18 protein-coding genes and 1 tRNA gene are annotated in these 19,219 nt (G+C 65.9%); 12 read left to right on the top strand and 7 right to left on the bottom strand.

From position 1 onward, the window contains the following. Window positions 1-17 precede the first annotated feature (17 nt). From glmM to phoR, 8 genes are all read left to right on the top strand, one after another. Window positions 18-1,373 (top strand): phosphoglucosamine mutase, encoded by a 1,356-nt coding sequence (gene glmM, locus WS87_RS11615; protein WP_059523459.1) that lies wholly within the window; start codon window positions 18-20, stop codon window positions 1,371-1,373. A 455-nt stretch (window positions 1,374-1,828) separates the two neighbouring features. Then, window positions 1,829-2,863, top strand: coding sequence for a phosphate ABC transporter substrate-binding protein PstS (gene pstS, locus WS87_RS11605; protein WP_059815736.1), 1,035 nt, complete (start codon window positions 1,829-1,831; stop codon window positions 2,861-2,863). A 94-nt stretch (window positions 2,864-2,957) separates the two neighbouring features. Further along, entirely contained in the window at window positions 2,958-3,941 is a 984-nt protein-coding gene (pstC, locus tag WS87_RS11600; protein WP_059815732.1) for a phosphate ABC transporter permease PstC, read from the top strand. Continuing rightward, on the top strand, window positions 3,938-4,831 hold the full coding sequence (gene pstA, locus WS87_RS11595; protein ID WP_059691171.1) for a phosphate ABC transporter permease PstA: 894 nt from the start codon (window positions 3,938-3,940) through the stop codon (window positions 4,829-4,831). Before pstC ends, pstA begins: the two co-directional genes overlap by 4 nt. Window positions 4,832-4,846: 15 nt before the next feature. Further along, window positions 4,847-5,695 (top strand): phosphate ABC transporter ATP-binding protein PstB, encoded by an 849-nt coding sequence (gene pstB, locus WS87_RS11590; RefSeq protein ID WP_059815729.1) that lies wholly within the window; start codon window positions 4,847-4,849, stop codon window positions 5,693-5,695. Between the two features lie 18 nt (window positions 5,696-5,713). Next, the gene (gene phoU, locus WS87_RS11585) at window positions 5,714-6,418 is read left to right on the top strand and encodes a phosphate signaling complex protein PhoU (RefSeq protein ID WP_059523442.1); all 705 of its coding nucleotides are present in this window, start codon (window positions 5,714-5,716) and stop codon (window positions 6,416-6,418) included. Window positions 6,419-6,448: 30 nt separating this feature from the next. Beyond that, window positions 6,449-7,150: a phosphate regulon transcriptional regulator PhoB gene (gene phoB, locus WS87_RS11580; protein ID WP_006750313.1), complete on the top strand. Its 702-nt coding sequence runs from the start codon at window positions 6,449-6,451 to the stop codon at window positions 7,148-7,150. Between the two features lie 57 nt (window positions 7,151-7,207). After that, window positions 7,208-8,527: a phosphate regulon sensor histidine kinase PhoR gene (phoR, locus tag WS87_RS11575; protein WP_059815725.1), complete on the top strand. Its 1,320-nt coding sequence runs from the start codon at window positions 7,208-7,210 to the stop codon at window positions 8,525-8,527. Window positions 8,528-8,647: 120 nt separating this feature from the next. Here phoR and ppk1 read toward each other — a convergent pair whose 3' ends face one another. Then, complete coding sequence (ppk1, locus tag WS87_RS11570; RefSeq protein WP_059815721.1) at window positions 8,648-10,711, bottom strand: polyphosphate kinase 1; 2,064 nt, start codon at window positions 10,709-10,711, stop codon at window positions 8,648-8,650. A gap of 279 nt (window positions 10,712-10,990) precedes the next feature. On the opposite strand from ppk1, the gene ppx reads away from it, so the two are divergent. After that, on the top strand, window positions 10,991-12,505 hold the full coding sequence (gene ppx / locus WS87_RS11565; protein WP_059815716.1) for an exopolyphosphatase: 1,515 nt from the start codon (window positions 10,991-10,993) through the stop codon (window positions 12,503-12,505). Window positions 12,506-12,557: 52 nt separating this feature from the next. Here the strand turns inward: ppx and WS87_RS11560 are convergent, their stop codons facing one another. Both WS87_RS11560 and WS87_RS11555 read right to left on the bottom strand, forming a co-directional pair. Then, window positions 12,558-12,998: a hypothetical protein gene (locus WS87_RS11560; protein WP_059691228.1), complete on the bottom strand. Its 441-nt coding sequence runs from the start codon at window positions 12,996-12,998 to the stop codon at window positions 12,558-12,560. A 152-nt stretch (window positions 12,999-13,150) separates the two neighbouring features. After that, a tRNA-Pro gene (locus WS87_RS11555) sits at window positions 13,151-13,227 on the bottom strand. 162 nt (window positions 13,228-13,389) lie between these two features. Between WS87_RS11555 and sixA the strand changes: the two genes are divergently transcribed. Together sixA and WS87_RS11545 are read left to right on the top strand one after the other, a co-directional pair. Next, entirely contained in the window at window positions 13,390-13,851 is a 462-nt protein-coding gene (gene sixA, locus WS87_RS11550) for a phosphohistidine phosphatase SixA (protein WP_059815711.1), read from the top strand. Between the two features lie 159 nt (window positions 13,852-14,010). Then, complete coding sequence (locus WS87_RS11545) at window positions 14,011-14,817, top strand: GNAT family N-acetyltransferase (protein ID WP_059815707.1); 807 nt, start codon at window positions 14,011-14,013, stop codon at window positions 14,815-14,817. Window positions 14,818-15,023: 206 nt separating this feature from the next. On the opposite strand, the gene WS87_RS33960 is transcribed toward WS87_RS11545, so the two are convergent. Further along, window positions 15,024-15,194: a hypothetical protein gene (locus WS87_RS33960; RefSeq protein ID WP_162840567.1), complete on the bottom strand. Its 171-nt coding sequence runs from the start codon at window positions 15,192-15,194 to the stop codon at window positions 15,024-15,026. Window positions 15,195-15,330: 136 nt separating this feature from the next. Here WS87_RS33960 and WS87_RS11540 point away from each other — a divergent pair, with 136 nt between their 5' ends. Beyond that, window positions 15,331-15,516, top strand: coding sequence for a hypothetical protein (locus WS87_RS11540; RefSeq protein ID WP_059523432.1), 186 nt, complete (start codon window positions 15,331-15,333; stop codon window positions 15,514-15,516). Window positions 15,517-15,541: 25 nt separating this feature from the next. On the opposite strand, the gene WS87_RS11535 is transcribed toward WS87_RS11540, so the two are convergent. The 3 genes from WS87_RS11535 to WS87_RS11525 all read right to left on the bottom strand — a co-directional run bounded on the left by WS87_RS11535 (window position 15,542) and on the right by WS87_RS11525 (window position 18,957). Further along, window positions 15,542-16,912 (bottom strand): MATE family efflux transporter, encoded by a 1,371-nt coding sequence (locus WS87_RS11535; protein ID WP_059815703.1) that lies wholly within the window; start codon window positions 16,910-16,912, stop codon window positions 15,542-15,544. A 10-nt stretch (window positions 16,913-16,922) separates the two neighbouring features. Beyond that, on the bottom strand, window positions 16,923-17,249 hold the full coding sequence (locus WS87_RS11530) for a DUF2288 domain-containing protein (RefSeq protein ID WP_059523428.1): 327 nt from the start codon (window positions 17,247-17,249) through the stop codon (window positions 16,923-16,925). A gap of 88 nt (window positions 17,250-17,337) precedes the next feature. Continuing rightward, a complete protein-coding gene (locus tag WS87_RS11525) occupies window positions 17,338-18,957 on the bottom strand; it encodes an acyl-CoA synthetase (protein ID WP_059815699.1) in 1,620 nt (539 codons plus the stop codon). Window positions 18,958-19,219 lie beyond the last annotated feature (262 nt).

The following is a 19,219-nucleotide window of genomic DNA, read 5'->3' as shown; positions in this document are numbered from 1 at the left end:
AAGGAGGAAGGTTCGCCATGGGACGTCGATATTTCGGCACGGACGGCATTCGCGGCACGGTGGGCGAGGCGCCCATCACGCCTGATTTCGTGTTGCGTCTCGGCTATGCGGCCGGCAAGGTGCTGGCCGGCGCGGCCGACGTCGCGGCGGGTGCGCGTCCGACGGTGCTGATCGGCAAGGACACGCGCGTGTCGGGCTACATGCTCGAGGCCGCGCTCGAGGCCGGTTTTTCGGCGGCTGGCGTGGACGTGATGCTGGCCGGCCCGATGCCGACGCCGGGCGTCGCGTATCTGACGCGCGCGCTGCGCCTGTCGGCCGGTGTCGTGATCAGCGCATCGCACAACCCGTATCAGGACAACGGGATCAAGTTCTTTTCCGCCGACGGCAACAAGCTGCCGGACGATACCGAGGCCGAGATCGAGGCATGGCTCGACAAGCCGCTCGAATGCGCGTCGTCGGACCGGCTCGGCAAGGCGCGTCGCCTCGACGACGCGGCCGGCCGCTACATCGAGTTCTGCAAGAGCACGTTCCCGGCCGCATACGACCTGCGCGGGCTGAAGCTCGTGATCGACTGCGCCCACGGCGCCGCGTACCAGATCGCGCCGCACGTATTCCACGAACTCGGCGCGGACGTGATTCCGATCGGCGTCGCGCCGAATGGCTTCAACATCAACGACGGTGTCGGCGCAACGGCGCCCGACGCACTGGTGCGTGCAGTGCGGGCGAACCATGCGGACCTCGGCATCGCGCTCGACGGCGATGCGGACCGCCTGCAGGTCGTGGATGCGACGGGCCGGCTGTACAACGGCGACGAATTGCTCTACGTACTCGTGAAGGACCGGATTGCGACCGCCGGCAAGGTCGACGGCGCGGTCGGCACACTGATGACGAACCTCGCGGTCGAGGTCGCGCTGCAGCGCGAGGGCGTGCAGTTCGTGCGGGCGGCCGTCGGCGATCGCTACGTGCTCGAACAGTTGCGCGAGCGCGGCTGGCAGCTCGGTGCGGAAGGCTCGGGCCACATCCTCTCGCTCGACCGCCATTCGACCGGCGACGGCATCGTGTCGGCGCTGCTCGTGCTGGCCGCGCTCAAGCGCAGCGGCCGCACGCTTGCACAGATGCTTGACGGCGTCACGCTGTTCCCACAGAAGCTGATCAACGTGCGGATGAAGCCGGGTGCCGACTGGAAGGGCAGCGCATCGATTCGCGCGGCGATCGACGCAGCCGAAAGCGCGCTCGCCGGCCGCGGCCGAGTGCTGATCCGCGCGTCGGGCACCGAGCCCGTGCTGCGCGTGATGGTCGAGGCACAGCATGCAGCGGACGCGACCCGTCACGCGGAAGCGATCGCCGACGCGGTGCGCGCGGCGACGAGCTGAGCCGAATCGGTGACGGCGCGCGACCGGTCCGGCCGTGCGCGCGCCGCCTCTCCGATAATTCGACAAGCGGCGCCCTCGGGCGCCGCAATTCGTCAGACGCAAAGGTTTGCGCTATTAAATAGAGGATGACTTCGGCGCGGATTTCGTCTGACGCAAGAAAACATCCGACCCTGAATCGTGATGACCGCGGCAAAGGGTTTTCCTGCCCAGTGTGCTGCGAACACGATTCGCTCCGGACCTCGCTCGGCGAGCGCCGAACAGCCCTTCCTGACCGGCAATTCTTGCCGCCATTTCCCGCCGCGCTGCCCCTGCGCGGCCGCCCGCACAGGGCCCGATACACCCTTTCAACCAGTCATGTTACTGTCACGCCAGTTTCATCGATTGTCACATTATCGTCATGAGGAGCCCCTAACCTTCGCGGTGCCGTAGTCATCCGCTCACACACTGGAGGTCTCATGAAATTGATGCAAACCGCGATTGCCGGCCTGGCTGGCGCGCTTTTCGCAGTCGCCGCGCAAGCTGCCGACATCACGGGCGCAGGCAGCACGTTCGCGATGCCGATTTATACGAAATGGGCTGCTGACTACCAGCAGGCCGGCGGCGCGAAGGTGAACTACCAGGGTATCGGTTCGTCGGGCGGCCTCAAGCAGATCAACGCGAAGACGGTCGATTTTGCCGGTTCGGACGCTCCGCTGAAGGATGAAGAACTCGCGAAGGAAGGCCTGTTCCAGTTCCCGACGGTGGTCGGCGGCGTGGTGCCGGTCGTCAACGTGCCGGGCGTGAAGGCCGGCGAACTGACGCTGTCGGGCCCGGTGCTCGGCGACATCTACCTCGGCAAGATCAAGAAGTGGAACGACCCGGCGATCGCCGCGCTGAACCCGAAGGTCAAGCTGCCGGATACGGACATCGCGGTCGTTCGCCGTGCTGACGGCTCGGGCACGAGCTTCATCTGGACGAACTACCTGTCGAAGGTCAACGACGAGTGGAAGTCGAAGATCGGCGAAGGCACGACGGTCAATTGGCCGACGGGCACGGGCGGCAAGGGCAACGACGGCGTCGCGGCCTTCGTGCAGCGCCTGCCGGGCGCGATCGGCTACGTCGAGTGGGCGTATGCCAAGAAGAACAACATGACCTACACGGCCCTGAAGAACTCGACGGGCACGGTGGTCGAGCCGAAGACCGAAACGTTCAAGGCCGCTGCTGCCGGCGCGAACTGGTCGAAGTCGTTCTACCAGATCCTGACGAACCAGCCGGGCAAGGAAGCATGGCCGGTCGTCGGCGCGACGTTCGTGCTGCTGCACGCGAAGCAGGACAAGCCGGAGCAGGGCGCCGAAACGCTGAAGTTCTTCAGCTGGGCGTTCAAGAACGGCGAGAAGGCAGCCGACAGCCTCGACTACATCTCGCTGCCGGCGACGGTCGAGACGGAAATCCGCAAGCAGTGGAAGACGAAGGTGACGGACGCATCGGGCAAGCCGGTCGCCACGGAGTAAGCAATCCAGCGGTTCGCTGCCCGGCCGTGCCGGCCGGGCAGTGTGTGCGGTAAGGCCGGGCGTCACGGCGCCCGGCGATCCAGAACAGGCGCCCATGTCTGATATTTCCTACACGTCTTCCCGGTCCGATGCCGCGCAGCAACGCGCGCCGAGCCGTCTCGGAGACGTTCTGTTCGGCGGCCTCGCACGGCTGGCCGCGATCGTGACCCTGCTGCTGCTGGGCGGGATCATCGTTTCCCTGATCATTGCGTCGATGCCGACCATCCAGAAGTTCGGCCTCGGCTTCTTGTTGCAAACCGAGTGGGATCCGAACTCGGATATTTACGGCGCGGTCGTGCCGATCTACGGCACGATCGTGACGTCGCTCATCGCGCTCGTCATCGCGGTGCCCGTCAGCTTCGGCATCGCACTGTTCCTCACCGAATTGTCGCCCGTGTGGCTGCGTCGCCCGCTCGGCATCGCGATCGAGCTGCTCGCCGCGATTCCGTCGATCGTGTACGGCATGTGGGGCCTGCTCGTGTTCGCGCCGATCTTCGCCGAATACTTCCAGAAGCCGATCGGCCGTCTCTTCAAGGACGTGTGGGTGCTCGGTCCGCTGACGTCGGGCCCGCCGATCGGCATCGGCATTCTCGCGGCCGGCGTGATCCTCGCGATCATGATCATCCCGTACATCGCGTCGGTGATGCGCGACGTGTTCGAAGTCACGCCGGTGCTGCTGAAGGAATCGGCTTACGGGATCGGCTGCACGACGTGGGAAGTGATGTGGAAAGTCGTGCTGCCCTACACGAAGACCGGCGTGATCGGCGGCGTGATGCTCGGCCTCGGCCGCGCGCTCGGTGAAACGATGGCCGTGACCTTCGTGATCGGCAATACCAACCTGCTCGACAGCGTGTCGCTGTTCGCGCCGGGCAACAGCATCACGTCGGCGCTCGCGAACGAATTCGCGGAAGCGCAACCGGGCCTGCATACGTCCGCGCTGATGGAACTGGGCTTGATCCTGTTCGTGATCACGTTCATCGTGCTGTCCATCTCCAAACTGCTGCTGCTTCGTCTCGAGAAGGGAGAGGGCAAGAAATGAGCGAGCCCGTCATGAATTTCCCGGGGCCGAATGGCGCCGCGCTCGACGCGATGCGCAACCGCCTGCAGCGCAAGCGCAAGCTGACCAACGCGATCGCGCTGACCGCTTCGCTCGCCGCGATGGCGTTCGGCCTGTTGTGGCTCGTGTGGATTCTCTACACCACGGTGCATCTCGGCGTCGGCGGTCTGTCGCTGCAGCTGTTCACCGAATCGACGCCGGCACCGAACACGGAAGGCGGCGGCCTGGCGAACGCGATCGTCGGCAGCCTGCTGCTGTGCGGTTTCGGCACGCTGGTCGGCACGCCGATCGGTATCCTCGCGGGCGTCTATCTTGCCGAATACGGCCAGAAGAACCTGCTGGCGAGCACGATCCGCTTCATCAACGACATCCTGCTGTCGGCGCCGTCGATCGTCATCGGGCTGTTCGTCTACGCAATCGTCGTCGCGAAGTCGGGGCGCTTCTCGGGCTGGGCCGGCGTGATCGCGCTGGCGCTGCTGCAGATTCCGATCGTGATCCGCACGACCGAGAACATGCTGAAGCTGGTGCCGAACGCGCTGCGCGAAGCAGCCGTCGCGCTCGGCACGCCGAAGTGGCGGATGGTGTTGAAGATCACGCTGCGCGCGTCGGTCGGCGGGATCGTGACGGGCGTGCTGCTCGCGGTCGCGCGGATCGCCGGCGAAACGGCGCCGCTGCTTTTCACCGCGCTGTCGAACCAGTTCTTCTCGTGGGACATGAGCCAGCCGATGGCGAACCTGCCCGTCACGATCTACAAGTTCGCGATGAGCCCGTTCGCCGAATGGCAGTCGCTCGCATGGGCGGGCGTGTTCCTGATCACGCTCGGGGTGCTCGGACTTAACATCCTGGCGCGTTCGATCTTCTCGAAAAAGTAACGGCGGAGCAATCCGATGAATATGGCAGAAAGCCACCTGAATCCCGTCGAGCGCACCGCTGCGCCCGCCGGCACGCAAGATGCGGCGCATGGCCGTCCGCTGGCGCCGCTGAACGCGAAGATCGAGGTCAACAACCTCAACTTCTTCTACAACAAGTTCCACGCGCTGAAGAACATCAACCTGCGCATTCCCGAAGGGAAGGTGACGGCGTTCATCGGTCCGTCGGGTTGCGGCAAGTCGACGCTCCTGCGCACGTTCAACAAGATGTACGCGCTCTATCCGGAGCAGCGCGCCGAGGGCGAAATCCTGATGGACGGCGAGAACCTGCTGACCACCAAGCGCGACATCTCGCTGCTGCGCGCGCGGATCGGCATGGTGTTCCAGAAGCCGACCCCGTTCCCGATGTCGATCTACGACAACATCGCGTTCGGCGTGAAGATGTTCGAGAAGCTCACGCGCTCGGAGATGGACGATCGCGTCGAGTGGGCGCTGACGAAGGCCGCGCTGTGGAACGAAGTGAAGGACAAGCTGAGCCAGAGCGGCTACGGGCTGTCCGGCGGCCAGCAACAGCGTCTGTGCATCGCGCGCGGTATCGCGATCCGTCCGGAAGTGCTGCTGCTCGACGAGCCGTGCTCGGCGCTCGACCCGATCTCGACGGGCCGCATCGAGGAACTGATCGCGGAGCTGAAGAGCGACTACACGGTCGTGATCGTCACGCACAACATGCAGCAGGCCGCGCGCTGCTCGGACTACACGGCCTACATGTACCTGGGCGAGCTGATCGAATTCGGCGAAACCGAAAAGATCTTCATCAAGCCGGTGCGCAAGGAAACGGAAGACTACATCACCGGCCGTTTCGGCTGATGACGGAGAATCACAACCATGTCGGATAAACATCTGTCGAGCCAGTTCGACGCGGACCTGAATGCCGTGTCGTCGAAAGTGCTGGAAATGGGCGGGCTCGTCGAGTCGCAGATCGTCGGCGCGATGCATGCGCTAAACGAATTCGACCGCGAGACGGCCGAGAAGGTGATCGCGGCCGAGGAAACGCTGAACGCGATGGAAGTCGACATCGACCAGGAGTGCGGCAACATCATCGCGCGGAGGCAGCCGGCCGCGCGCGACCTGCGTCTTCTGATGTCGATTTCGAAAACGATTACGAACCTCGAGCGCGCCGGCGACGAGGCCGAGAAGATCGCGAAGCGCGTGCGCCGCCTGATCGACGAGCCGGCCGCGCGTGCGGTGAACATCGCCGAGATCAAGGTGTCGGGCGAGATGGCCGTGACGATCCTGCGCCGTGCGCTCGACGCGTTCGCGCGCCTCGATACGGTGGCGGCTGCGCAGATCGTCAAGGACGACAAGGAAATCGACCTCGAATTCCGCGCGTTCGTGCGCAAGCTCGTGTCGTACATGCAGGAAGACCCGCGCACGATCTCGGTCGGCCTCGAGTACCTGTTCATCGCGAAGGCGATCGAACGGATCGGCGACCACGCGAAGAACATCGCCGAATTCATCATCTACATCGTGAAGGGCACCGACGTGCGGCACCAGCCGCGCGACACGCTCGATCGCGAAGCCAACAGTTAATCGACTCCGTAAGGAAGAACAGAGGTGCCGATGCCCAGCAACATTCTCGTCGTCGAAGATGAGCCCGCGATTTCCGAACTGATCTCGGTGAATCTCCAGCATGCCGGTCACTGCCCGATCCGCGCGTACAACGCCGAGCAGGCGCAGAACCTGATCAGCGACGTGCTGCCCGATCTCGTGCTGCTCGACTGGATGCTGCCGGGCAAGTCCGGCATTGCGTTCGCGCGCGACCTGCGCAACAACGAACGGACCAAGCACATCCCGATCATCATGCTGACCGCGCGCGGCGACGAGCAGGACAAGGTGCTCGGCCTCGAGATCGGCGCGGACGACTACGTGACGAAGCCGTTCTCGCCGAAGGAACTGATGGCGCGCATCAAGGCCGTGCTGCGCCGCCGCGCGCCGCAGCTGACCGAGGACGTCGTGTCGATCAACGGGCTGCGCCTCGATCCGGCCACGCATCGGGTTGCCGCGCACGGCGACGGCAGCGAGATCAAGCTCGATCTCGGCCCGACCGAATTCCGCCTGCTGCATTTCTTCATGACGCATCCGGAGCGCGTGCACAGCCGCACGCAACTGCTCGACCAGGTCTGGGGCGATCACGTGTTCGTCGAGGAGCGCACCGTCGACGTCCATATCAAACGATTGCGCGCGGCCTTGAAACCGGCCGGTTGCGATGCGATGATCGAGACCGTGCGCGGCAGCGGCTACCGGCTCGCCAAGCACGCGTAACGTATCCGGACATGCCGTGTGCCACGGCATGCCGTTCATTCTTTCGGGCGCTGAATCATGAACATCATCTGGGCGCGCTTTCTCGTGTCGCTCATGCTGCTCGTGCTGATCAGCGTATTGGTCGGCGTGTTCGCCGGCCCGATCGCGGGCCTCGGGTTCGCGGTCGTGATGCTGGTCGCGCAGGGCTTCTTCAGCACCTTCCATACGCAACGCCTGTGGCGTCTGCTCGATGCGCCCGTCTACGGCGAGGTGCCGAGCGCACCGGGCATCTGGGGTGAAATCTACTACCGGCTGCACAAGCTCGCGAAGCAGTGGCATGCGCAGGTGCGGCAGGTCGAGCAGCAGCATTCGCGCTTCATCCAGGCGATCCAGGCGTCGCCGAACGGCGTCGCGATGCTCGACGACCATGACCAGATCGAGTGGTGCAACGCGATCGCGGAGGTGCATTTCGGCCTCGACGCGAAGCGCGACCTGCGGCAGCACATCACGAATCTGGTTCGTCATCCGGAGTTCGTCCGCTACCTGAATGCGCAGCATTACGACGAGACGCTCGTGATGCGCGGGATGGGCGACTCGCGGCAGAACGTGCTGGAAGTGCAGGTGTTTCCGTACGGCGAGAACCGCAAGCTGCTGCTCACGCAGGACATCACGGAGCTCGAGCGGACCGACGCGATGCGGCGCGACTTCGTCGCGAACGTGTCGCACGAACTGAAGACGCCGCTCACCGTGCTGTCGGGCTTCCTCGAGACGATGCGCGAACTGCCGCTGAACGAGGAGGATCGCGCGCGCTATCTCGAGATGATGGAGCAGCAGGCGTCGCGGATGCGGCACATCGTCACCGATCTGCTGGTGCTCGCGAAGCTCGAGGGCGAAAGCAAGCCACCGATGGATCACGCGATCGACATGCGTGCCGTATTCGACCATCTGAAGGAAGATGCGCAGACGCTGTCGAACGGGCATCACGAGATCGCGTTCACGATCGACGAGACGCTCGGCGTCACGGGCGCGCAGACCGAAGTGTTCAGTGCGTTCGCGAATCTCGTGACCAACGCGATCCGCTATACGCCGGACGGTGGCAAGATCCTCGTGTCGTGGCGGCGCGAGGGCGCGCAAGGCGTGTTTTCCGTCACCGACAGCGGCTTCGGCATCCCGGCGGCCGACCTGCCGCGGCTGACCGAACGCTTCTATCGCGTCGACCGCAGCCGCTCGCGCGATACGGGCGGCACGGGGCTCGGCCTCGCGATCGTCAAGCACGTGCTGCAGCGGCATGACTCGCACCTGTACGTGCAGAGCGAGGAAGGACGCGGCAGCACGTTTACCGCACGCTTCCCGGCATCGCGGATCATCGCGATCCGGCCGGCGACGTTCGAAGCGTGAGCGCATGACGCGAATCGGGTGCCTCACGTCGGCATCCCGCCGCAAATAAAAAAGCACAGCCCTCGGGCTGTGCTTTTTTATTTGGTGACGTGGCACGCGAACCCGCGCGCCGCCCCGTGTCTACGAACAGAACTTCGCGAGCAGCCCGAGCTGCGCGTTGCGGATCGTCTTGCCCGCGCGCCGCCGGCGGTAGTGGCCGTCGCTGAGCATCTGCCAGGCCGACTGGTTGTCGCCGAGGCAGACCGACAGCCCTTCGGCGATCACGCGGCGCTTCAGCTTGCGCTCGCGGATCGGGAACGCGACTTCGACGCGGCGAAACAGATTGCGGTCCATCCAGTCGGCGCTCGACAGATAGACGTCCTCGGCGCCATCCGCGTGGAAATAGTAGATGCGGTGGTGTTCGAGGAAGCGCCCGACGATCGAGCGCACCGTGATGTTGTCCGACAGCCCCGGCACGCCGGGCTTCAGCGCGCACACGCCGCGCACGATCAGGTCGACCTTGACGCCGGCCTGCGACGCTTCGTATAGCGCGGCGATCACCGACGGCTCCAGCAGCGCGTTCATCTTCGCGACCACGCGCGCGCGCTTGCCGGCGCGCGCGTTGTCGATCTCCGCGCGGATCGATTCGATGATGCGCGGATGCAGCGAGAACGGCGACTGCCACAGTTCGTGCAGCGTGAGCTCGCCGCCGATCCCGGTCAGTTGCTGGAAGACGTGGTGGACGTCCTCGCAGATCTTCTGGTCGGCCGTCATCAGCCCGAAGTCGGTGTAGAGGCGGGCGGTGCGCGGGTGATAGTTGCCGGTGCCGAGGTGCACGTAGCGGCGCAGCGACGCCTTGCCGTTCTGCACGACGCGCCGCACGATCAGCATCATCTTCGCGTGGCATTTGTGGCCGACCACGCCGTACACGACGTGCGCGCCGACGGCTTCGAGCTGCGATGCCCAGTTGATGTTGGTTTCCTCGTCGAAGCGCGCGAGCAGCTCGACGACGACGGTCACTTCCTTGCCGTTGCGCGCGGCTTCCATCAGCGCGTCCATCAGCGGCGAATCGGTGCCGGTGCGGTAGATCGTCTGCTTGATCGCGACGACGCTCGGGTCTTTCGCGGCCTGCTGCAGCAGTTCGAGCACCGGCTGGAAACTTTCGTACGGATGGTGCAGCAGGATGTCGCCGTCGTCGATCGCGTCGAACATCGTCGGCGCGTTGACGATCGCGGGCGGGATCGATGCGGTGAACGGCGAGAACTTCAGATCGGGGCGATCGACGAGATCGGGAATCTGCATCAGCCGCACGAGGTTCACGGAGCCGGCCACGCGATAGCAGTCCTTCTCGCCGAGCAGGCTTTCCTCGAGCAGGCGCCGCACGATATGCGCCGGCGTGTCGGCCGACACTTCGAGCCGTACCGCGTTGCCGAGGTGGCGCGCGGGCAGTTCGCCCTGCAGCGCGACGCGCAGGTTGGTGATTTCGTCCTCGTCGACGAACAGCTCGCTGTTGCGCGTGATGCGAAACTGGTTGCAGCTCTTCACGACCAGTTGCGGGAACAGTTCGCCGACGAAGCGCTGCATGAACGAGCTGAGCAGCACGAAGCCGTGCTCGAAGCCCGACAGCGCCTGCGGCATGCGCACGACGCGCGGCAGCGCGCGCGGCGCCTGCACGATGCCCATCACCGCCTGGCGGCCGAACGCGTCGCGGCCCTCGAGCTCGACGACGAAGTTCAGGCTCTTGTTCAGCACGCGCGGGAACGGGTGCGCTGGGTCGAGGCCGATCGGCGTCAGCACCGGCAGCAGTTCATCGAGGAAGTAGCGGCGCGCCCATTCGAGTTGTTCTTCGTTCCACGTGTCGCTCGCGTGGAAGTAGATGCCTTCCTGTTCGAGCGCGGGCAACACGGTTTCGTGCAGCATCGTGTACTGGCGGTGCACGAGCCGTTGCGCGCGCTCGACGACGAGGTCATAGGCGTGCTGCAACGACATGCCGTCGGGCGTCAGTGCGCCGGGGTTGTCGCGGATCTGTTCCTGAAGGCCGGCCATCCGGACTTCGAAAAATTCGTCGAGGTTGCTGCTCGTGATGCAGATGAAGCGCAGGCGCTCGAGCAACGGAATCTGCGGGTCAGCCGCCTGGGCCAGCACGCGCTCGTTGAAACCGAGGATGCCGAGTTCACGATTGAGAAGCGGATAACGGACGGACATCGGCAGAGTAGGGGATGATTCGGGCGATGATTCGAAAGGACGCTCGGAAACTCTCACGGTACGATGACGTGCTGATGACGATAATGTATTTATATCGGGAAATTCTACGCCTGAACCGTTTCGTCTCATAAATGTTTCGGCCATATACAATCTACCCGTGTACATGCCCGTGAAGCGTGGCAATGGCAAGCGTTCCACGCTTAAAATGTCGCCTTTGATTGATCGTCCAGCGTCGCCGGACCGGCTGCCGCGGGCGAACGCGCACGGAGCCCCCTTCTGATGGTTACATCCCCCCACTTGCTGGCTGCCGTCGATCTCGGCTCGAACAGCTTTCGGCTGATCGTCGGGCGCGTCGAGGAAACGCCGGCGGGCAGCCAGATCTATCCCGTCGATGCGCTGCGCGAGCCCGTTCGACTGGCCGCGGGCCTGTCGAGCGACAAGATGCTCGATCGCGCGTCGCAGGAGCGTGGCTGGGAGGCGCTCAAGCGGTTCGGCGAACGCCTGCGCGATTTCCATCCCGATCATGTGCGCGCGGTGGCGACCAACACGCTGCGCGTCGCGAAGAATGCGGGCGAATTTCTCGGCGAGGCCGAAGCGGCGCTCGGTTTCCCGATCGAAGTGATCGCGGGCCGAGAAGAGGCGCGCCTGATCTACGCGGGCGCCGCGCATTCGGTGCCGGCGAGCGCGGGCAAGCGGCTCGTCGTCGACATCGGCGGTGGCTCGACAGAATTCATCATCGGCTCGCACTACACGCCGATCGTGATGGAGAGCCTCTACATCGGCTGCGTGAGCCATAGCCGTGCGTTCTTCCCGGCCGGCAACGTCGACGAATATACGATGCGGCAAGCCGAACTCGCGGCCAAGCGCGAGATCCAGATCATTTCCAGCGAATACAAGAAGGCCGGATGGGACCAGGCGATCGGTTCGTCCGGCACCGCGCGCGCGCTCGCGGAACTTGTCGAGGCGAACGGCTTCAACGACGCGGGCATCACGCACGGCATTTCGCGCGGCGGGCTCGAACGCCTGAAGCGCGCGCTGATCAAGTCCGAGAACGTGAACCGGCTGAAGCTGATCGCGCTGAAGCCCGATCGCGTGCCGGTGCTCGCCGGCGGCCTCGCGATCATGCTCGCGGTATTCGAGGAACTGGGCGTCGACTACGTCGATACCACCGACGGAGCGCTGCGTCTCGGCGTGTTGTACGACCTGCTCGGCCGGACTCAGCACGAGGACATGCGCGCGGTGACCGTCGAGGGCTTCACGCGCCGCTACGGCGTCGATCGTGCGCAGGCCGAGCGCATCGGCGCGCTCGCGGTGCGGTTCTACGACGAGCTTGACGATTCCGACGACGAAGAACGCGAGGAAGGCCGGACGTTCCTCGGTTGGGCCGCCGCGTTGCACGAGATCGGCTTGTCGATCTCGCACAGCTCGTATCACAAGCATTCGGCCTATATCGCGAGCAACGCCGACATGCCGGGTTTCTCGCGCACCGACCAGGCGCGCCTTGCCGCGCTCGTGCTCGGGCATGCGGGCAAGCTCGGCAAGCTGTCGCAGGCGCGCGACGTCGAATGGCCGCTGCTGTTCTGCCTGCGGCTCGCGGCGCTGCTTTGCCGGCGCCGGACCGATGCCGGGCTGCCGGACATTTCCGTGTCGCAGATGAAGAAGGGCGGGTATGAAGTGCGCCTGCCGAGCGCATGGGTCGAGCAGAACCCGCTGACCGATTACAGCCTCAGCCAGGAAGCGGCAGAGTGGGAGAAGGTCGGCATTCCGTACCGCGTGGTTTATACGGGTGCGTGACGCGCCGGCACGGCGGCGGCGCGCTCGCGCCGCCAGGTTGCCTTGGACGCGCTCAGTCCGAGCACACGATCGCCGTCAGGAACGGGAATGCCTGCTTGACGGTCGCGTCGCTGCCGGCCTTGCGCACGGCCTGTTCGACCGCGTTCTTCGTGCCGCGCACCACGACGCCGTATGCCCAGTCGCCGATCGGCGTGCCGTCGCCGGGCTGGAAAATCGGATCGTTCGCCTGGTAGCCGAGCACGACATAGACGCCGAACCCGTAGGCGGTCAGCGGATGGTTCGTGCGGAATGCGTTCACCGAATTCGATTCGACGTGCATCGGCTCCGACTGGATGTCGCCTGCCGCGAGCAGCGGCGCGACGAACTTGTGGCCGTTCGAATGGCAGTCGAGCGCGTCGTCGAGCGACTTGGCCGATGCGACTCCGGGCGCGCCGAGAGTGCCGATTGCGAGCAGCGCGCCGAGCACGGCGGTCTTGAAAACGTGATTTTTCATGCGCGATTGCGGATTGGTCGCGGACATTATCGCGTGTTCCCGCAATTTTCGTGCGCGGGCTGCGGGCGGTGGCACCGGTGGCCGAGGCGGGCGGCGGACCAAACGAAAAAGGGCTGCAAGCGCGATGGCTTGCAACCCTTGTCGTGATCTCGTGGTCGGAGCGATAGGATTCGAACCTACGACCCTCTGATCCCAAATCAGATGCGCTACCAGGCTGCGCTACGCTCCGACGAGCCAAAGATTCTATCGTCTAATGGGTAACCGGGTCAATCACGTTTTTGCATACGGCGCATATCATCACGAACCGCTCACGATTGGCGACAATTCGAAGCGTGATCGTCCGGCCCGCGGGTGTGCGGCCGGATCATTCGTCGAAGCATGGAGAGACATCATGATGAACCTGATCCTGTGGCGCCACGCCGAAGCCGAAGACTACGCGGCAAGCGACCTCGCACGCCAGCTGACGGCCCGTGGGCGCAAGGATGCGCAGGCCATGGCCAAATGGCTGCGCGGCCGGCTCGAGTCGAGCAGTGTGATCCTCGCGAGCCCGGCAGCGCGCACCGTGCAGACCGTCGAGGCGCTGACGGACCAGTACCGGACCATCGATGCGCTCGCGCCGGGCGGCAGCGTCGACGACGTGCTGGCGGCCGCCGGGTGGCCCGACGGCATCGCGCCGACGGTCGTGATCGTCGGGCACCAGCCGACGCTCGGCTGCGTCGCGGCGCAGTTGATCGCCGGCAACGACGATAGCTGGAGCGTCAAGAAGGGCGGTATCGTGTGGCTCGCGAGCCGCACGCGCGACGGCAGCCGTCAGGCCGTGCTGCGCGCGGTATTGACGCCGGACCTTGTCTGAAGCGGTTCGAAGGCATTGATCATACGGTTTCGCAGGCTTTCTGCTAAAGTCAATTCGGCGACACGTCATTGAAAGGACACGGTCGTGCCACAGAACGGTAACGACCGGTTACTACATTGGCTGGCATGTCGTCCTATTCCTTACGATCAGGAAAGCCTAATGCGAGAACTGCCGACGCCTACGCTCCCCTTTGCCTCGCTTCCCCTCGAGACGTCGCGGCGACACCTGCCGCGCGCTGCTGAAACCGTCACATCCGAGTACCGTCTGCGTGCCGCCTGGGCGCGCACGGAAGACGAACTGCGCGAGGCCCAGCGCCTGCGTTACACCGTGTTCGCCGACGAGATGGGCGCGCAGGTCAGCGGTCCGTCCGGTCTCGACGTCGATCCGTTCGACGCCTATTGCGATCATCTGCTGGTGCGCGACCTCGATACGCTGAAGGTGGTCGGCACGTACCGTGTGCTGCCGCCGCATCAGGCCGCGCGTGTCGGCCGTCTGTACGCCGAAGGCGAATTCGACCTGTCGCGCCTTACGCACCTGCGCGGCAAGATGGTCGAGGTCGGCCGCTCGTGCGTGCACAGCGACTACCGCAGCGGCGCCGTCATCATGGCGCTGTGGGGCGGTCTCGGCGCGTACATGATGCAGAACGGCTACGAGACGATGCTCGGCTGCGCGAGCGTGTCCATGGCCGACGGCGGGCACTATGCGGCGAACCTGTATCAGTCGCTGCCGGCCAACTCGCTGACGGCGCCGGAATATCGTGCGTTCCCTCATACGGCGCTGCCCGTCGACGAACTGCAGACGGGCACCGTCGTTGCACCGCCGCCGCTGATCAAGGGCTACCTGCGTCTCGGTGCGAAGATTTGCGGCGCGCCGGCGTGGGATCCAGACTTCAACTGCGCGGACTTTCTGACGCTATTCCGGCTGTCCGACATCAACGCGCGCTACGCCCGGCACTTCCTGGGCTGAGCCATCCCGATCGCGGCGCGCCGCTCAGGCACGCACGCAAGCGAACGCCGTCGCGCGGCAGATTGCCGCTCGACGGCGTTTGTTCGTTCCGCGGAAAGCGTTTTATCCGGCCCTGTTAATTTGGGCGAACCGCACTGACCACCGTGCGGGCAGACGCACGTTCGGCGTGGGCCGCGCGGGCGGCCCGGACAACGGGGCGGGCTTGCCTAGTGCTTGCGCCGCCAGTCGAGCAGGTGATGTTCGGCCATCCAGTGATGGATCATTCCTTCGCCGCCGTGGCTGCGCTTGTATTCGCGCGACTCGAAATAGGACAGGGCGACGAGCACCATCAAACCGATGAACAGGCCGATCAGGCCGGCGATCTCTTCAGATGACATGGCAGCCTCCTTTCAACGGCACAGCGCCATCTGCTACATGGTAGAACATGCGCGGGACAACCCCTAACCCGGAATTCCGCTAGACTCGGCGCGGTCCTGGCGCGCGATGGGCGCGCCGTTTTCCGGAGCCTCACCGATGACCCGTTTCATGCTGGCCGTGCTGGCCGCGTCCATTCTCGCCGGCTGTTCCAGCGATCCCCGCCAAGCTCGTCGCGGCCACCCGCCGCAAGATCCGGCCGATTATCATGGCGTGCCGACCGACATGACGCCACCGTCGATGCTCGGTGAGCCGGCGCCGTCGGCACCCGCATCCGCGCAATAACGAAACCGGCCGGCCTGCGCGGCCGTCAGGTGCCGCCCGCGGGTGCGTCGGCGCCGATCCGCCGCGTCAACGCCGGCAAGTAGCGCGCGAGCGTCGCGCCACGCGCGACCATGAACAGCAGCAGCGCGAACCACAGCCCGTGGTTGCCGAACGGGCCGACAGCCGCCAGCGTCGCGGCAATGAAGATCGCGAACGACACGACCATCGCGCGCATCAGCGACTGCGTCTGCGTCGCGCCGATGAACACGCCGTCGAGCAGGAACCCCCACACGGACACGATGGGCGAGATTGCCGCCCACGGCAGGTATTGCAGCGCGACCGCGCGGATCCCTGCCTGGTCGGTCAGCCGTGCGACGATCCAGCCGCCGGCCGCCCAGTAGACGAGCGCGAACAGCAGCGCGCCGAGCGCGGACCACAGCAGCGTGACCCGTACGGCTTGCCGGAATGCGGTGCGGTCGCGTGCGCCGGCTGCGGCGCCGACGAGCGCCTCGGCCGCATGCGCGAAGCCGTCGAGCCCGTAAGCCATGAAGGTCTGGAAATTCAGCAGCAGTGCGTTGGCCGCGAGCGTCGCGTCACCCTGCGTGGCGCCCAGGTGCGCGAACCAGCCGAATGCGCCGAGCAGGCACAGCGTGCGCAGGAAGATGTCGCGATTGAGCGCGATCAGCCGCTTGAGCGCCGCACGATCCGCCAATGCACCCGCGGCCAGCGGCGCGAGGCCGCGCGGGCGCAGCCGCCACAGCATCCATGCGCCGAGCGCGAAGCCGCACGCGTCCGCGGTCGCGGTTGCCGCGCCGATCCCGGCGATGCCCCAGCCGAAGCCATACACGTACAACAGCACGGCACCGATGTTCACCGCATTGATGAAGACCTGCGTGACGAGCGCGAGCCGCACGCGTTGCGCGCCGAGCAGATAGCCGAGCACCACGTAGTTCGCGAGCGCGAACGGCGCGCTCCAGATGCGTGCGTGGCCATAGGTCAGCGCCGTCGCGCGGACGGCGTCGCTGCCGCCCAGCGCGGTCAGCGCGAACGACAGCAGCGGCACCTGCAGCGCGAGCACGGCGGCGCCGAGCGCGAACGCGACGATCAGCGCGCGCAGCACGTTGAGCCGGATGCCGGCGGCGTCGCCGGCGCCGTGCGCCTGCGCGACGAGGCCGGTCGTGCCCATGCGCAGGAAGCCGAAGCCCCAGAACACGAAGTTGAAGAACAGTCCGCCGAGCGCGACGCCGCCGAGATACTGCGCGCCGTCGAGGTGGCCGGCGACGGCCGTGTCGACCGCGCCGAGGATCGGCTGGGTCAGGTTCGCAAGGACGATCGGGAAGGCGAGCGCGAGGACGCGCCGGTGCGAGACGACGGCCGATCCGGTGCTGGCCCCATGCGGTAATGCGGATTCGGACATGGCGAACGCGTCAGGCGCGTTCCTGCACGCAGACCCACGGCGACACGACGACCGCCCACAGCTCCGGATTGCGCGCCGCGAAATCGGCGGCGGTTTCCGCCGGCATGCGCGCGACGAGACCGGACGACAGCCAGCGCGTGACCTGATCGGCGTCGTCGCCCGCGATCGCTTCCGCGACGCTGACGAGATCGAGGTCGCGTGCGACCGACAGCAGCTTGCCCTGCGCGAAGAAGCGCTCGAGATCGCACCAGTCGATCTTGGCGGTTTCGCCGAGGAGTTTGGCGTAGAGCGGGCTGTGCGACGCGCCCGCGGCGGATTCGTGTTGGTCGGAGGACATCGGTGGTGTGCTGAAAAGACTGCGTGGGCGCCACTATAAACCATCCGGGCGCGCGGCCGGCCGCCCGACGTGGCGGGGCGTGCCCGGTTCACGCGTCGCGCAGCGCGCGGCGCACGATCTTGCCGGTTGCCGTCATCGGCAGGCCGTCGACGAACGCGATCGCGCGCGGGTACTCGTGCGCGGCCAGGCGCGTCCGCACGTGGACCTGCAGCGACTGCACGAGCGCGTCGTCGCCGACATGGCCGGGGTTCAGCACGACGAACGCCTTGACGATTTCGGTGCGCGTCGGGTCGGGCACGCCGACGACGGCTGCCATCCGCACCGCCGGGTGCGTGAGCAGGCAGTCCTCGATTGGCCCCGGGCCGATCCGGTAGCCGGCGCTCGTGATCACGTCGTCGTCGCGGCCGACGAAGCGCACGAAGCCGTCGGCATCGATCGTGCCGGTGTCGCCGGTGAGGAGGTAATCACCCGCGAACTTGTCGCGCGTCGCGGCGGGATTGCGCCAGTATTCGAGGAACATCACCGGGTCCGGGCGGCGCACCGCGATGCGTCCCTCGACGCCGGGCGGCAGCGGCGTGCCGTGCTCGTCGACGATCGCGACCGCATGGCCGGGCACGGCCTTGCCGATCGCACCGGGCTGCGCATCGAACAGCGCCGCGCATGACGACAGCACCATGTTGCATTCGGTCTGTCCGTAGAACTCGTTGATCGTCACGCCGAGCGCGTCGCGTCCCCACGCCGTCAGCTCGGTGCCGAGCGATTCTCCGCCGCTCGCGACCGATTTCAGCGCCAGCGCGTGGCGCTCGCGCGGCGCGGGCACCGCGCGCATCAGCTTCAGCGCGGTCGGCGGCAGGAACGCGTGAGTCACGCCATGCCGCGCCATCAGCGCGAACGCGGCTTCGCCGTCGAACTTCTCGAAGCGGCGCGCGAGCACCGGCACGCCGTGGTGCCATGACGGCAGCAGCACGTCGAGGAGCCCGCCGATCCATGCCCAGTCGGCGGGTGTCCAGAACAGGCGCGCGTCGCGCGGGAAGCATTGCTGCGACATCTCGACGCCCGGCAGGTGGCCCAGTAGCACGCGATGCGCATGGAGCGCGCCTTTCGGCTTCCCGGTCGTCCCGGACGTGTAGATGATGACCGCCGGGTCGTCGGCGGCGGTGTCCGCCGGCACGAAATCCGACGATTCGGCGGCGAGTGCGGTGTCGAAGCGCAGCACACCGGGCGCATCGGGCGCATCGTCGCCGATGCAGTAGCACGTGCGCAGCGCCGGCAGCCGCGCGCGCAGCGGCGCGATTTTCGCGTAACCGGCCGCGTCGGTGACGAGCGCGGCGGCTTCGCTGTTCGCGAGCCGGTATTCGAGCGCGTCGGCGCCGAACAGCGTGAAAAGCGGCACCGCGATCGCGCCGAGCTTGTACGCGGCGAGATGGGCGATCGCCGTTTCCGGACCTTGCGCGAGGAAGATCGCGATGCGGTCGCCACGTTGCAGACCCGCCCGCGCGAGGCTGTTCGCGAAACGGTTAGAAACATTCCTCAGGTCGTCGAACGTGAGGCGGGACACGTCGCCTTGCGTCGTCTCGTGAATCAGCGCGAGCCGTCCGCTGCCGTCGGCCCACTTGTCGCAGACATCCACGCCGATGTTGTAGCGGGCCGGAACGTCCCACGCGAAGCGGGAGAGGAGGTTGTCGTAGCGGTCGGCGGCGGGCAGCATCGCAAGTCTCCTTCGCGTCCATCGTCGGCATCGGCCGATGGATTACATCGGCATTTCACGCGACCGAAACCACAATGGCGCCTGATGGATAGGGGAATGTTCGGACTCGTGCAACGGGGGTGGCTCAGTGCACGATTCCGCTATGACGCATAAGATCATGACAAAACAGTGATATGACCATGGATTTGCTTCTGATAGCTGCGGGGTTCAGCCTGTTCGGAATCGGTGCGTTGGTGGCGTTTGCCAGCCGCGTCGATCCGTT

Source organism: Burkholderia sp. MSMB0856 (genome assembly GCF_001524645.2).
In the GTDB taxonomy this organism is placed as follows: domain Bacteria; phylum Pseudomonadota; class Gammaproteobacteria; order Burkholderiales; family Burkholderiaceae; genus Burkholderia; species Burkholderia diffusa.
The sequence above is the reverse complement of the archived record's forward strand: the minus strand, read 5'-3'. Positions and strand labels throughout refer to the sequence as shown.